At 47.8% G+C, this 14,823-nt stretch carries 13 protein-coding genes; 4 read left to right on the top strand and 9 right to left on the bottom strand.

Annotation, left to right across the window (positions count from 1 at the left end):
• Positions 1-19: 19 nt before the first annotated feature.
• Complete coding sequence (locus KD145_RS26205; RefSeq protein WP_212002774.1) at positions 20-802, bottom strand: SDR family NAD(P)-dependent oxidoreductase; 783 nt, start codon at positions 800-802, stop codon at positions 20-22.
• 145 nt (positions 803-947) lie between these two features.
• On the opposite strand from KD145_RS26205, the gene KD145_RS26200 reads away from it, so the two are divergent.
• Complete coding sequence (locus KD145_RS26200) at positions 948-1,625, top strand: M15 family metallopeptidase (RefSeq protein ID WP_212002773.1); 678 nt, start codon at positions 948-950, stop codon at positions 1,623-1,625.
• A 73-nt stretch (positions 1,626-1,698) separates the two neighbouring features.
• On the opposite strand, the gene KD145_RS26195 is transcribed toward KD145_RS26200, so the two are convergent.
• The 6 genes from KD145_RS26195 to leuC form a co-directional block, all read right to left on the bottom strand.
• Positions 1,699-3,204 carry a 2-isopropylmalate synthase gene (locus KD145_RS26195; protein WP_249219576.1) on the bottom strand — a complete coding sequence of 502 codons (1,506 nt, stop codon included), beginning with the start codon at positions 3,202-3,204 and terminating at the stop codon, positions 1,699-1,701.
• 26 nt (positions 3,205-3,230) lie between these two features.
• Complete coding sequence (leuB, locus tag KD145_RS26190; RefSeq protein ID WP_212002772.1) at positions 3,231-4,310, bottom strand: 3-isopropylmalate dehydrogenase; 1,080 nt, start codon at positions 4,308-4,310, stop codon at positions 3,231-3,233.
• A 39-nt stretch (positions 4,311-4,349) separates the two neighbouring features.
• Entirely contained in the window at positions 4,350-4,949 is a 600-nt protein-coding gene (gene leuD / locus KD145_RS26185; protein ID WP_212002771.1) for a 3-isopropylmalate dehydratase small subunit, read from the bottom strand.
• Between the two features lie 15 nt (positions 4,950-4,964).
• On the bottom strand, positions 4,965-5,282 hold the full coding sequence (locus KD145_RS32360) for a hypothetical protein (RefSeq protein ID WP_249219575.1): 318 nt from the start codon (positions 5,280-5,282) through the stop codon (positions 4,965-4,967).
• Positions 5,227-5,721: a trans-aconitate 2-methyltransferase gene (locus KD145_RS26180; RefSeq protein WP_249219573.1), complete on the bottom strand. Its 495-nt coding sequence runs from the start codon at positions 5,719-5,721 to the stop codon at positions 5,227-5,229. The genes KD145_RS32360 and KD145_RS26180 overlap by 56 nt, the downstream gene beginning before the upstream one ends.
• A 70-nt stretch (positions 5,722-5,791) precedes the next feature.
• A complete protein-coding gene (leuC, locus tag KD145_RS26175; RefSeq protein ID WP_212002770.1) occupies positions 5,792-7,195 on the bottom strand; it encodes a 3-isopropylmalate dehydratase large subunit in 1,404 nt (467 codons plus the stop codon).
• A 301-nt stretch (positions 7,196-7,496) separates the two neighbouring features.
• Here leuC and KD145_RS26170 point away from each other — a divergent pair, with 301 nt between their 5' ends.
• On the top strand, positions 7,497-8,906 hold the full coding sequence (locus KD145_RS26170) for a hypothetical protein (protein WP_249219571.1): 1,410 nt from the start codon (positions 7,497-7,499) through the stop codon (positions 8,904-8,906).
• 247 nt (positions 8,907-9,153) lie between these two features.
• On the opposite strand, the gene KD145_RS26165 is transcribed toward KD145_RS26170, so the two are convergent.
• Together KD145_RS26165 and KD145_RS26160 are read right to left on the bottom strand one after the other, a co-directional pair.
• Complete coding sequence (locus KD145_RS26165) at positions 9,154-10,281, bottom strand: hypothetical protein (protein ID WP_212002768.1); 1,128 nt, start codon at positions 10,279-10,281, stop codon at positions 9,154-9,156.
• A 1-nt stretch (position 10,282) separates the two neighbouring features.
• Positions 10,283-10,924, bottom strand: a complete 642-nt coding sequence (locus tag KD145_RS26160) for an ATP-binding cassette domain-containing protein (protein WP_212002767.1) — start codon at positions 10,922-10,924, stop codon at positions 10,283-10,285.
• A gap of 451 nt (positions 10,925-11,375) precedes the next feature.
• On the opposite strand from KD145_RS26160, the gene KD145_RS26155 reads away from it, so the two are divergent.
• Positions 11,376-12,350: a ribonucleoside-diphosphate reductase small subunit gene (locus tag KD145_RS26155; RefSeq protein WP_212002766.1), complete on the top strand. Its 975-nt coding sequence runs from the start codon at positions 11,376-11,378 to the stop codon at positions 12,348-12,350.
• 94 nt (positions 12,351-12,444) lie between these two features.
• Positions 12,445-14,820 (top strand): ribonucleoside-diphosphate reductase subunit alpha, encoded by a 2,376-nt coding sequence (locus KD145_RS26150; RefSeq protein ID WP_212002765.1) that lies wholly within the window; start codon positions 12,445-12,447, stop codon positions 14,818-14,820.
• The last annotated feature ends 3 nt before the right edge of the window (positions 14,821-14,823 follow it).

Raw genomic sequence — 14,823 nt, 5'->3', positions numbered from 1 at the left:
CATTCATCACATTAATAAATTAATTATTTAAGCGAATAAAGCCTCCATCGATCGGATAATCGCAGCCGGTAATAAAACCTGCTTCATCGGAGCAGAGATAGAGCGCCAGATGGCCTACTTCCACCGGTTTAGCCATACGGCCTATTGGTTGTGTTTTACTGAGTTTATCGAACATCTCAGCTTCTTTGCCGGGATAGTTTTTAGCGATGAAACCATCTACAAACGGCGTATGTACCCTGGCAGGGGATACGCAGTTGCAGCGGATGTTGCTGTTGAGATAATCTTTTGCCACAGAGAGGGTCATGGTGAGCACCGCGCCTTTACTCATGGAGTAGGCCAGCCTGTCGGGGATACCTACACTGGAAGCGATGGAAGCGATATTGAGGATCACGCCGCCGCCCTGCGCCTTCATTTGTTTGATAACAGCATACATACAGTTATAGGTGCCTTTCACATTCACCTGGTATACCCGATCAAAGTCCTGTTCAGCAGTGTTTTCCAGGTTACCTACATGCGCAATGCCAGCACAGTTAACGAGGATATCCAGTTTTCCGGCTGTCTGCACTATTTTGTCCATCACATTGATCACCGCAGCCTGATCAGCCACATTGCAGGCATGTACCTGCGCCTGTCCGCCGGCGGCCTTGATTTCTTCTGCCGTGGTCCTGCCTCCTTCTTCATTCAACTCGATAATGTGCACCTGTGCACCCTGTGCACCAAAGCATTTCGCAATTGCCTGTCCTATGCCGCTACCACCTCCGGTGATAACCGCCACTTTGTGATCTAATCTGAACAGCTCCATATTAAAAAATTTAAGGGTTCTAAAATACCTATTTTAGAAAGTGGATTACAATCTTATTTTCACTGTATTTCATACTTTCTTGCCTAATTTTCGCAAAATTCAATAATTTCCGGAGTAAATGAACCAATTTTTTTCATTCAGGACCATGAGAATGTTATTATTATCCGCCTTGTGCGGCACCCTGATCCAGGGGGCTTTAGCCCAGCAGATCACACCTAATAAGTACGGGCTGCTGGTAGTAGGTACCACCGCGCAGTATGAGCAACTGATAAAAAAGGACCGCAGCCAGGAGCTGGTAGACCTGGAGCACTTTATTCCGCATATCCGCAAAGATGTACGATATGCCACTACCAACAACTTCACCCATCAGCAATTATATAAGAATACAAAAATTTACCTGCGGCGGCCGGCAGCAGAGAAACTGAAGGCCGTACAGGAAGCGCTGAATAAAAAAGGATATACCCTGCTGATATATGATGCTTACCGTCCCTACCGTGTTACAGAGGAGATGTTTAAAATAGTGCCCAACGACCTGTATGCGGCCGATCCACGCAAAGGTTCGGGGCATAACCGGGGTGTGGCTATAGACCTCTCGATGGCCGACCTTAAAACAGGAAAGCCCGTGGCCATGCCTACGGACTTTGATGATTTTACAAAAAAAGCGCATGAAAACTATGTGCCTGCCGATCCCATCGTGGCTGCCAACCGCAAACTGCTGCGTGACACGATGATACAACACGGTTTTAAAGGTTCCAGCACCGAATGGTGGCATTATTATCTGCCGGACTATAAGAAGTATCCGCTGATGGACATCTTCTTTTAATAACGTTCTATAAAAGGAAAACGGAGTTGCCGGGCATATGCCGCAACTCCGTTACTCTTTTCATTGGCAATAGTTAGTATATCTTGTTGAGAGCATCTACATAGGCATGAACAGAAGCATTCACGATATCGGTAGAATAGCCGAAGCCGTAGAAAGCCTGTCCCTTGTGTTTTACCCGCATATTCACTTTGCTGACATCTTCACTGCCACCGTGCATCGCCTGGATACTGAATTCATCCAGTTCGATTTCATCTTTGATGATAGCGTGGATAGCGTTGATGGTAGCGTTTACAGGGCCGTTGCCGGCAGCGCTGGCTTCACGGTCTTCCCCGTTGATACGCAGTTTAACGGTAGCCATCGGGCGCAGCGGATCACCGCATACCACCTGTAACAACGTTACTTTAATCGCTCTATCGTCGTAGTTTTTGTTATCGCCGTCGCCCATCAGCTGCAGCAGGTCTGCATCGCTGATTTCCTTTTTGTTGTCGGCCATTTCCAGGAAGCGCTGGTATACTTCGTCCAGGTTGATTTTATCCATTTTATAGCCCAGTCTTTCCAGGTGGTGTTTCAGGGCGTGACGGCCGCTGCGGGCGGTGAGGATAATGGAGTTGGAGTTGATACCTACATCTTCCGGATTCAGGATTTCGTAGTTTTCGCGGTGTTTCAGCACGCCGTCCTGGTGGATACCGGAGCTGTGTGCAAAAGCGTTGCGGCCTACGATGGCTTTATTGGGCTGTACCGGCATACGCATCATTTTCTCCACCAGCGTACTGATTTCGTAGATGCCTTTGGAGTTGATGTTAGTATGATAACCCAGTGCATGGTGTGTTTTCAGGATCATGGCCACTTCTTCGAGGGAAGTGTTACCGGCGCGTTCTCCGATACCATTGATGGTACATTCCACTTGTCTGGCGCCGTTGATCACTCCGGCGACGGTGTTGGCGGTAGCCAGGCCCAGGTCGTTGTGACAGTGAACGGAGATGATGGCTTTATCGATATTGGACACGTGGTCAACCAGGTATTTGATTTTGGCACCGTACTGGTCGGGCAGGCAGTAACCGTTGGTATCGGGGATATTCACGGTGGTGGCACCTGCAGCGATCACGGCTTCGATCATCTGGGCCAGGTAGGCGTTGTCGGCGCGGCCGGCATCTTCTGCAAAAAATTCCACATCGTCCGTAAAATTACGGGCATATTTCACGGCTGCTACGGCACGTTCCAGAATCTGTTCGCGGGTGCTGTTGAACTTGTATTTGATATGCATGTCCGACGAACCGATACCAGTATGGATACGTTTACGTTTGGCGAAGCGGAGCGCTTCAGCGGCAGCGTCGATGTCTGTCGTGTTGGCGCGGGTCAGTGCGCAGATCACCGGTTCTGTAACGGCTTTGGAGATCTCCACTACGCTTTGAAAATCGCCGGGGCTGGAAATAGGGAAACCTGCTTCGATGATATCTACACCCAGCGCTTCCAGTTTTTTTGCTACAATAATTTTTTCTACAGTAGTCAGCTGGCAACCAGGGACCTGTTCGCCATCGCGCAAGGTGGTATCAAAGACGTATACACGATTTTTATCCATGATAATGAAATATTTTCAATGAAGAATTAGTTCAGGTTTTCAAGCACTTTGGCGCCCATGGCGTCTGTACCCATAATGAAATCGTTATCCGTATGTTTGTTAGCGATATCCATTGTTCTGTATCCTTGTCTGAGTGTAGCTTCTACAGCTTTGATCACACGCTGGGACTCCGTTTTCAGACCAAAAGAGATATCCAGCATCAGTGCGGCAGACAGGATAGACGCCAGCGGGTTGGCGATACCTTTACCGGCGATATCGTGGGCAGAACCGTGGATAGGCTCGTAGAAACCTACTTTATCACCAACAGAGGCAGAGGCCAGCATGCCCATAGAACCGGCGATCTGGGAAGCTTCATCGGTGAGGATATCTCCGAAGAGGTTGCCAGTCACCACTACGTCGAAACGTTTGGGGTCCTTGATCAGCTGCATCGCAGCGTTGTCGATGAACATGTGTTCTGTTTCCACATCGGGATATTCTTTAGCCACTTCCTGCATCACTTCTCTCCAGAGGCGGCTGGCTTCCAGCACATTGGCTTTATCTACAGAGCAGAGTTTTTTGCGGCGGGTACGGGCAGCTTCGTAGGCTTTGCGGGCGATACGCTCTACCTCATAGCGGTGGTAGATCATCAGGTCAGAAGCGGTGTTGCGGTCTTCCGTTCTTTTCTTTTCGCCGAAATACACATCACCGGTGAGTTCACGGAAGAAGAGGATATCCGAGCCACGGAGGATTTCCGGCTTGATGCTGGATGCTTCCAGCAGTTCATCAAAAAGTTTTATAGGGCGGAGATTGGCATATAAGCCCAGCTCCTTGCGGATTTTCAGCAGACCTTGCTCTGGTCTTACCTTCAGCGTAGGATCATTATCGTATTTAGCATGACCGATAGCACCAAACAGGATAGCGTCGCTGTTTCTGGCTTTCTGCAGCGTTTCTTCAGGCAGCGGGTCGCCGGTAGCTTCGATCGCTACGTGGCCCATGATACCTTCTTCAAAAGTGAAGCTGTGGTGATAGTTGGCCGCTATCGTCTTCAACACTTTCAGGCCCCAGGAGGTTACTTCCTGACCTATGCCATCGCCGGGTATTACCAATATTTTCTTCTCTACGCCCATACTAGGATTGCTTTTGCTTTTATGTTGTTTTAGTGATTGTTAGAAATTGAACTCCCGGGTGGTTTCGTACTTTTCGATGTCCTGGCGCAGGCTCAGGAGATAATCGATATCATCATACCCGTTGAGCAGGCATGTTTTTTTGTATGCGTTGATATCGAAATTTTCTTTTTCTCCGGTAGCCACTATTTTGATGAGCTGGTTTTCCAGGTCTACTTCTATCTGTGCATTGGGATCTGCTTCGATGGCTTTGAAGATATTATCCAGGAAAGTTTCGCTCACCTGTACAGGCAGGATGAAGTTGTTGAGTGCATTGTTTTTGAAGATATCTGCGAAGAAGCTGCTCACCACTACTTTAAAGCCGTAGTCGCCAATTGCCCAGGCAGCGTGTTCACGGGAGGAGCCGCAACCGAAGTTTTTGCCGGCCACCAGTATTTTACCGCTGTAAATGGGATTGTTGAGCACGAAGTCAGCTTTAGGCTGATTGTTGGCGTCAAAGCGCCAGTCACGGAACAGGTTTTCTCCGAAACCATCCCTGGTGGTTGCTTTCAGAAAGCGTGCAGGGATGATCTGGTCTGTATCAATATTTTCAATGGGTACAGGTACCGCAGATGAAACGAGATGTTGAAATATTTTACTCATGATGATGATTACTGTTTAGATTTTTATGGCGGCTACCCGCAGTCTGACATAATCGGCGTACAGTTCACCGTTGCGGGTAATCTGTGGTGCCAGTTCCTGCTGCACCTGCTGCAGGATGTTTCGTATATCCGTTTCCGGTATACCGGCGAAAAAATGTTGTCCGAACATCTGCAGCCAGTCGATAATGCCGGTATGCGGATCTGCCAGCCGGGTGGGCCGGTCAAAGAAATGCACCCTTTCCACCTTAAAGCCTGCCTGTTCCAGCAGCGTGGTATATTCACCGGGTGAAGGGAAATACCAGAAAGGTTCGTAGTGGTATCCTTTTTCCTGCATCACTATATTGAGTGTGTGCAGGATACTGTCCACATTGCCTTTTCCGCCCATCTCGATGACGAGGCGGCCGCCTTTCTTCAGCTGGGCATACATCCGGGCGATGGCTTTTTCCTTTTTCCCGTACCCAGTGCAGGGTAGCATTGGAGAAGATAGCATCGAACTGTTGCGGCAGTGAGAAAGTGGTAGCATCCGCCACATCAAACGACCCTTCCGGGAAAGTTTGCCGGGCGGTGGCGATCATGGCAGGAGAGGCATCAATGCCTGTCACCTGTGCACCGGTGGCTGCCAGCTGGGCGGTGAGTTCTCCGGTACCGCAGCCCAGATCGAGGATCTGCTCCCCGGCCTGTGGTTGCAACCAGTCTCCGATCAGGCTGTTGCCATATTCAAACACAAAAGCGTGTTTGGTTTTATACAATTCGGCGTTCCAGGTATCAGACATGACAGGTTGATATTAATAATTCAGCAATTGGTTTTACAGGAAGTGGCCCAAACCGCTCCAGGTATAAGTTTTAGAAGCCAAAGACTTCTCTTCCGTCCGTTACCCTACCGGTAATGGCTGCAGCAGCAGCGGTGAGCGGGCTGGCCAGGAAGGTGCGGGCATTAGGGCCCTGACGACCTTCGAAGTTGCGGTTGGAAGTGGAAATACAATACATACCTGCAGGTACTTTGTCTTCATTCATACCCAGGCAGGCAGAACAACCAGGCTCACGCAGCTGGAAACCGGCTTCTGCAAACACTTTATCGATGCCTTCTTCTTTAGCCTGTGCTTCTACTTGTTTAGAGCCGGGCACTATCCACACCACCACATCTTCGGCTTTGCGTTTTCCTTTCACCAGATCGGCCACCAGGCGGAGGTCTTCGATGCGGGAGTTGGTACAGCTACCGATAAATACATAGTCGATTTTTTTGCCGAGCAGAGCGCTGCCGGGCTGTAAGTCCATGTACTCCAGTGACTTTTTGAAGGAAGGTCTTTCTTTTTCGTCTATCTGTTCCAGCGAAGGGATCTGTTGGGTGATGCCCATGCCCATGCCGGGGTTGGTACCGTAGGTGATCTGTGGTTCGATATCGGCGGCGTCGAAGGTGAGTACTTTATCGAACTGCGCGTCGTTATCGGAATACAGTGTTTTCCAGTATGCCAGGGCCTTGTCCCAGTCGGCTCCCTGTGGAGCAAACTCGCGGCCTTTGATATAGTCGAAGGTGATGTCATCCGGAGCGATGAGGCCACCACGGGCGCCCATTTCGATGCTCATGTTGCAGATGGTCATACGGGCTTCCATGCTGAGGCTGCGGATAGCATCGCCGGCATACTCCACGAAGTAGCCGGTAGCGCCGGAAGCAGATATTTTAGAGATGATATAGAGGATGATATCTTTAGACAGCACACCTTTTCTGAGGGTACCGTTGACCTCTATTTTCATGCGTTTGGGCTTGTATTGCAGGATACACTGGGTGGCCAGTACCTGTTCTACTTCGGAGGTGCCGATGCCGAAGGCTACGGCACCGAAGGCGCCGTGGGTGCTGGTGTGGCTGTCACCGCAAACGATGGTCATACCTGGCAGGGTAATGCCCAGTTCGGGGCCTATCACGTGAACGATACCCTGGTAGCGATGTCCCAGACCATACAGTTCTACGCCGAATTCGGCTGTATTTTTAGTAAGCATTTCCACCTGGTGGCGGCTCAGCGCTTCCTTGATAGGCAGGTGCTGGTCCATGGTCGGTACGTTGTGGTCGGCGGTAGCCCTGGTTTTCTGCGGACGAAATACCGGGATACTACGCTTACGCAGTCCATCAAACGCCTGAGGACTGGTAACTTCATGAATAAAGTGTGTATTGATATACACTGCGTCCGGGTGGTCCGGCCGGCTTTTCACGATGTGACTGTCCCAGATCTTGTCAAATAACGTTTTTCCCATCCTTAAATGCTTTCCTTTTTAAATTGTTTTATACCTTCAAATCTAATGGTCAATATTTAATTGCCATATCGCTAAATTTGCTTTAATTACAACTTTTAAAACACCTTGATATACATCAACTTTCTGTATATCAAACACTTACAAGATTTTATTAACGATGCCCAACAGTCAAAGTGATGCCTTATTCATATTAATAAAAACACTTACAAAAGCCGAAAAGCGAAATTTTCAGCTTGCTTTCAATAAAAACAACAGCAAAGACGACGTTCTGTTTATTCAGCTCTTCAATACGTTGGACAAAATGAAAGACTATGATGAGGAACAGATACTGAAGAAAGTGCCAGACCTGAAAAAGCAACAGCTGTCCAACGTAAAGGCCCATCTTTATAAACACCTGTTGTCCAGCCTCCGGCAGCTGTACAAGCAGAAAGACCCGCTGATAGACCTGCGGGAGCAGCTGGACCATGCCCGGGTACTGTATAACAAAGGATTATACAACCAGAGCCTTAAAATTCTGGCCAAAGCCAAAACCATGGCCCTGGAACAGGAAGAAGTAATGCTGGGTTATGAAATCGTGGAGTTCGAAAAGCTGATAGAATCCCGCCATATCACCCGAAGCCTGGAAAACCGGGCCGAAGCTCTGAGCGCCGAATCCAGGCAGATAGAGCTGCAGCTGACCAACATCAGCCGCCTGAGCACACTGTCCCTCAGGATGTACGGCCTCTACCTCAAGCTGGGACACGCCCGCAACGAAAGAGACGCAGAAATGGTGAAATCATTTTTTGAAAGCCAGCTGCCTCAACGGGACTTCTCCCTGATGAGCTTCTACGAAAAAGTATATCTCTACCAGGCCTCTTCCTGGTATTATTATATCCTGCAGGATTTTGTGATGTACTACCGCTACACACAGAAATGGGTAGATCTGTTCAAACAGTACCCTGCCATGCAGCAAACAGACATGGACCTTTATATCAAAGCACAACACAACCTGCTGACAGCGCATTTTTATACGTCCAACTTCGAGAAATTCAAATCGGCACTCTGCGATCTGGAACATTTCATCCGGGAAAATGAAGAGCATTTCCACGAAAACACGCGTACATCTGCCTTTGTACATCTGTACACCGCCAAGATCAACCGTTACTTCCTGGAAGGTACCTTCAGCCAGGGCCTTGCTATGGTGCCGGAACTCGAAACAGAAATCTGCAACCATACCCTGAAAATAGATCAGCACCGCGTACTCGTATTTTACTACAAAATCGCCTGCCTCTATTTTGGTAGTGGCGACAACAGTAAAGCCATCGTTTATCTCAACAAAATCATCAACCTGAAAATCGGTAACCTGCGTGCCGATATACAGTGCTTTGCACGCATCCTGCATCTCATTGCCCATTACGAACTGGAAAACTACAGCCTGGTAGAATACCTGATCAAATCAGTGTATCACTTTATCTCCAAACACAAAGACCTCGGGCTGGTAATGGAAGAGATCATGAAGTTCCTGCGCCGTTATATCTATGCTAATCCAAAAGAACTGCGCAGCGCCTTCGTAGACCTGAAAGACAGACTGGAACAGATCTCTGAAGATCCTTATGAACGCAGGTCCTTCCTTTATCTGGATATCATCTCCTGGCTGGAGAGCAAGATTGAAAATATTCCGGTACAGGAAGTGATACATCGTAAGTTTGTTAATAAAGAGAGGAGGATTTGATTGAGGATAAGGAGCGGAGGATCCCAGGGCTGAAGCCCTGGGTTATGATTGTTTGAGGGAAATACAGTGGTTTATTTTTCCAGAGTTTAAAAAAATTAATTCAATATAATCAGGAGCAAAAAAGAAATCTATTATAAGATGCGGTGGTTTATTTTTCCAGGGCTAAAAGAATTTATTTCAATATAATCATAGGCCAGGAAAAAATAAACCACCGCATTTTTCTCAAACAATAATATAGCCCAGGGCTTCAGCCCTGGGACTCGATATATGGCTCGTATTTTCGATATTTTTTAAAGAAGATGATCGCTGACATCAGCAGCAGCAGCAGAATAGCGATCCATTCTCTATGTCCCAGGATCAGGAATAGTACCACAAAGCAGGTGAGTAATACATAACGCACATGTATTTCATTGTTGATCTTGGGAAAATATAATAAGGTGCGGAAAAACATCAGTAAAGAAAGTGCCATACAAAAAACCATCAGCAGGGACAACACGTCTGTTTTCGTATAGGCGTTGACGATAATCATGATCATCTCCGGTAAAAAAATAATCACGTATATACCTACCATCCGGAGGTAATGCCGGAAAGTGCTGATGGGCAGGTTTTCCATGAAGTTGAGCCAGGTATCATCAAACACACGATGATGAGTGAGCAGTTGCAGATGCAGCAGCACACTTACCATCACGCCCAGCTGCAGACCGCGCAGATCGAAGTAGTCGCCTTGTTGCATGAGAAAAAAAGTGATCCATACAAGGGCGGCGGAAATGAGTTTGGCGCTGAGGATACGGCGTGGAAACTGTGTGAAGAGTTCGTACAGAAAATATAATACCGGTGGTTTGACGATATGGCGGTTGATCCATCGTTGCAGGTGACCGGTAAAAAAGAGTGTATCGGGGTTATGTAGTTTTCTTTCATAGAGTGCCAGTGGCCAGCAGCACATGGCAATATTAAAAATCAGTATGATGGAAGCGGTGCTGTAGTAGTGATGTCTGACACCTACAACGATGGCTATTCCGGAGTATATCAGTACCGGCAGGTAGATAGCGGTATGAATGAAGGCCCATTCGCGGAGGCGTTGTTTTTTGTGCATACTTCCCATTGTGGTGTAGAGAAATTCATAACCACGGGTTTGCAGTGTTTTCATGACGAAGCCAGTGCATTTGAGCAGGTAGAGTGTCCAAAGGAAGAGCACTAGCAGCAGGAAAGAGTGGCCTTCGAGGAAGCCCATCATCAGTGAGCGGTGGTAGCTGAGCAGGCTGCTGCTGTCTACTACGCCGAACATCAGATAAAACAGCACGAGGAAAAAACCGGTGTTCTGGATATAAAACTGGGCGGTGAATATTTTTTGTAAGATGGCGGTGGTTGAACGCATATTAATTGAGCGTAATATTTTTATCTGCTACCCGGAGGGTGCCGGTGATGGTAATTTCTTCCGGGTCGAGTGGCTGATGGGAGGTGATGAGGAAAGAAACGCCTTTAGCGTGCCAGGTACGTACCAGGTCGTACAGGATGGCCAGCGTGCGGGTATCGATGGTGATCAGTGGTTCGTCGAGGAGGATGACGGCCGGGTTGCCGGTAAAGGCGAGCAGCAGTGACAGTTTTTTGAGCATACCGCTGGAATAGGTGCTTACCGGGTTATTCACAAAGATATGCACACCCATTCTTTCGGCTATTTCCCCGATCAGGTGGCGGTCGCCGCCTTTAGTATTAAGATATAATTCCAGGAGATCGCGGCCGGTGAGGAATGCCGGGTAGAAGGGTTCTGCCTCGGCGTAGTTGATCAGGCGGCGGAACTGTACGGGATGTTCGTGGCTGCTGACCGTTTCCTGGAGTCGTATTTCCCCTTTGAAGGGTATGAGGCCGGCCATTACTTTCATGCAGGTGGTTTTGCCTGCGCCGTTTTCGCCCTGGAGCCAATAGATGCCTGTTGGCAGTTCCAGGTGTGGAATATCCAGTACAGGTACGTCCTGGTAATTTTTTCTGACAGTATAAAGGGCAATAACCGGTTGGGACATACGTAATAGTTGATAGGCTGTAAATATGAAAAATTAATTCATATATAAGACATACCTGTGTTCAATTTAACAAAAATTTGGTAGCGGCATTTTTCATACTGATGATCATGTACTTATCTGATTGTGTAATTTTTTTGTGTATATCTCTCCCCATTATGTCATGATTTTTTCACATGGGAAAGATATTATATACAGTGTTATCCACAATAGTCACAAACCCGCTACGGTATTAACTTTCAACAATGTTCACATTCTTTTTCCACACCTGTTGAAAACTATATCTTCCCTCGCTGAAGTGGATGCTTACATTTGTAATCTGGACGTTAGTTTTTTTGGATACATGCTGGACCCGGGTAGGTAGTAAATGTGACGTATATGATCTTTCAGTATACCAACCCCAAACAAGGAAAAACCGAAAACCGCGACAGTACCCGAATAAAAAAATATTATTATGAGTAACGAGAATGAAATTCTTCTAAAAGAGAACAAGGACCGTTTTGTGTTATTGCCAATCAAATACCCTACCATATGGGAGCACTATAAAAAACACGAAGCGAGCTTCTGGACGGCCGAAGAGATTGATCTGAGCGCAGACCTGAAAGACTGGGCAGGCATGAATGATGGGGAACGTCACTTCATCTCCCATGTACTGGCTTTCTTTGCTGCCAGCGATGGTATTGTGAATGAAAACCTGGCAGTGAACTTTATGAGCGAAGTACAGATACCTGAAGCACGTTGCTTTTATGGTTTCCAGATCATGATGGAGAATATCCACTCTGAGACATACGCGTTGCTGATAGATACCTATATAAAAGATCCGGCTGAAAAAGACCGGTTATTTCATGCCATCGACACGGTGCCTGCTGTGAAGAAAAAAGCAGAGTGGGCGCTGCGCTGGATTGAGAACGGCTCCTTTGCAGAGCGCCTGGTGGCCTTTGCAGCGGTAGAAGGCATTTTCTTCAGCGGCAGTTTCTGTTCTATTTTCTGGCTGAAGAAAAGAGGATTGATGCCAGGTCTGACTTTCTCCAATGAGCTGATCAGCCGTGATGAAGGTCTGCACTGTGAATTTGCCTGCCTGCTCTATAGCATGCTGGAAAATAAACTGTCTGAAGAACAGGTACATACCATCATCCGTGATGCGGTATCCTATGAAAAGGAATTTATCACTGAAGCTTTACCAGTAAACCTGATCGGTATGAATGCTGATCTGATGGCACAATACATCGAGTTTGTGGCAGACAGATGGCTCTCTGAGCTGGGTTACACCAAGATATACAACTCGGCCAATCCTTTTGATTTCATGGAAATGATTTCATTACAGGGTAAGACCAATTTCTTTGAGAAACGTGTGGGAGATTACCAGAAGTCAGGTGTGATGGGCGGTACCAAAGATGCTCAGACCTTCAGCCTGGAAGAAGACTTCTAATTATTTCATTTGATCATTTAGTTATTTAAATATTGAAATGACTAAATGATCAAATAACCAAATTATTTATCTAACCTCTTAAATTCACAAACCCATGTTCGTAATCAAGAGAGATGGAAGAAAAGAAGCGGTGAAATTCGACAAGATCACCGCCCGTATTGAAAAACTGTGCTATGGTTTTAATACGGAATATGTAGACGCGATCGATGTAGCCAAGAAAGTAATTCAGGGTTTATATGATGGCGTTACCACCTCAGAACTGGACAACCTGGCTGCTGAAACCGCAGCCTCCCTTACGACCAAACATCCCGACTATGCTCTGCTGGCTTCCCGCATAGCAGTAAGCAATCTGCATAAAAACACAGAAAAATCGTTTTCCAAAACGATGCGCAAACTGTACAACTACATCGATCCTAAAACCGGCAAAAACGCAGCACTGCTGTCTGACGAGGTTTGGGCGATCGTTGAACAGCATGCAGACATCCTGGATTCCAATATCATCTACGACCGCGACTTCGCATTCGACTACTTCGGTTTCAAAACACTGGAGCGCTCTTACCTGCTGAAAACAGACGGTAAAGTAGTAGAACGTCCGCAGCACATGTTCATGCGTGTATCTGTGGGCATTCACAAAGAAGACATCGAGTCTGCCATCAAAACATACAACCTGATGAGTGAGCGCTGGTTTACACATGCCACGCCTACCCTCTTCAATGCCGGCACACCGAAACCACAGATGTCTTCCTGCTTCCTGCTTACCATGCAGGACGACAGTATCGAAGGTATCTATGATACGCTGAAACAAACCGCCAAAATCTCCCAGAGCGCCGGCGGTATTGGTCTGAGCATTCACAACATCCGGGCTACCGGTTCCTATATCAGCGGCACCAACGGTACTTCCAACGGTATCATTCCGATGCTGCGTGTATTCAACGACACCGCACGTTATGTAGACCAGGGTGGTGGCAAACGCAAAGGCGCTTTCGCCATCTATCTGGAACCATGGCATGCCGATATCTTCGAATTCCTGGACCTGCGTAAAAACCACGGTAAAGAAGAAATGCGCGCACGCGACCTCTTCTATGCCCTGTGGATGCCCGACCTGTTCATGAAACGCGTAGAAGCCAACGGCACCTGGTCACTCTTCTGTCCGCACGAAGCACCCGGACTGCACGAATGCTGGGGCGAAAAATTTGAAGCGCTGTATGAAAAATACGAACAGGAAGGCCGTGCCCGTAAAACCGTGAAAGCACAGGACCTGTGGTTCGCCATCCTGGACGCGCAGATAGAAACCGGTACTCCTTACCTGTTGTATAAAGATGCTGCCAACCGCAAATCCAACCAGCAGAACCTCGGTACTATCAAGAGCTCCAACCTCTGCACCGAAATCATCGAGTATACCGATGCCAACGAAGTAGCCGTATGTAACCTGGCCTCCCTGGCACTGCCCCGTTTCATCAATGAGGGACAGTTTGACCATCAGAAGTTATATGAAGTAACCTACCAGGCTACCCTGAACCTGAACAAAATCATTGACAATAACTACTACCCGGTAGAAGAGGCAGAACGCAGCAACCTGCGCCACCGCCCTATCGGCCTGGGTGTACAGGGTCTCGCCGACGCGTTTATCCTGATGCGTTATCCTTTTGAGAGCGCTGAAGCGAAAAAACTGAACAGCGAAATATTTGAAACCATCTACTTCGCAGCACTGACCGCTTCCAACGACCTCTCCAAAAAAGAAGGCCACTACGAAACCTTCCCCGGATCTCCGGCATCCAAAGGTATCCTGCAGTTTGACATGTGGGATGTAACACCTTCTTCACGCTGGAACTGGGAGGCGCTGAGAAAGTCTGTTGTTAAGAACGGTATCCGCAACTCCCTGCTGCTGGCTCCGATGCCGACAGCATCCACTTCCCAGATCCTGGGTAACAACGAGTGCTTTGAGCCTTACACCTCCAACATCTACACCCGCCGTGTACTGAGTGGTGAGTTTGTGGTGGTAAACAAACACCTGTTGAAAGACCTGGTAGAACTGGGCCTCTGGGACAATGACATGAAAACCAAGATCATTGCCTCCAATGGTTCTATCCAGAACATCGCTGAGATCCCAGGCAATATCAAGGAACTATATAAAACAGTATGGGAAATCAAACAGCGTAGCCTCATTGACATGGCAGCTGACCGCGGTGCGTTCATCTGTCAGTCTCAGTCACTGAACCTGTTTGTGGATACACCTACTGCCGCCAAACTGACCTCCATGCACTTCTACGCCTGGAAAAAAGGACTGAAAACCGGTATGTACTACCTGCGTACCCAGGCAGCTACACAAGCCGTACAGTTTACTGTTGAGAAACAGGGCGGTCAGCAGATGCAACCCATTATCGCCAAAGGCGGCGATGTTTCCCTGGAAGACATCCCTGAAGGGGCTGTATGCACCATGGAAGAAGGTTGTGTAACCTGCAGCGCATAATCA

Origin of the sequence: Chitinophaga sp. HK235, assembly GCF_018255755.1 — a bacterium.
Taxonomy (GTDB): Bacteria; Bacteroidota; Bacteroidia; order Chitinophagales; family Chitinophagaceae; genus Chitinophaga.
This window is presented reverse-complemented; position numbering and strand designations above follow the sequence as displayed.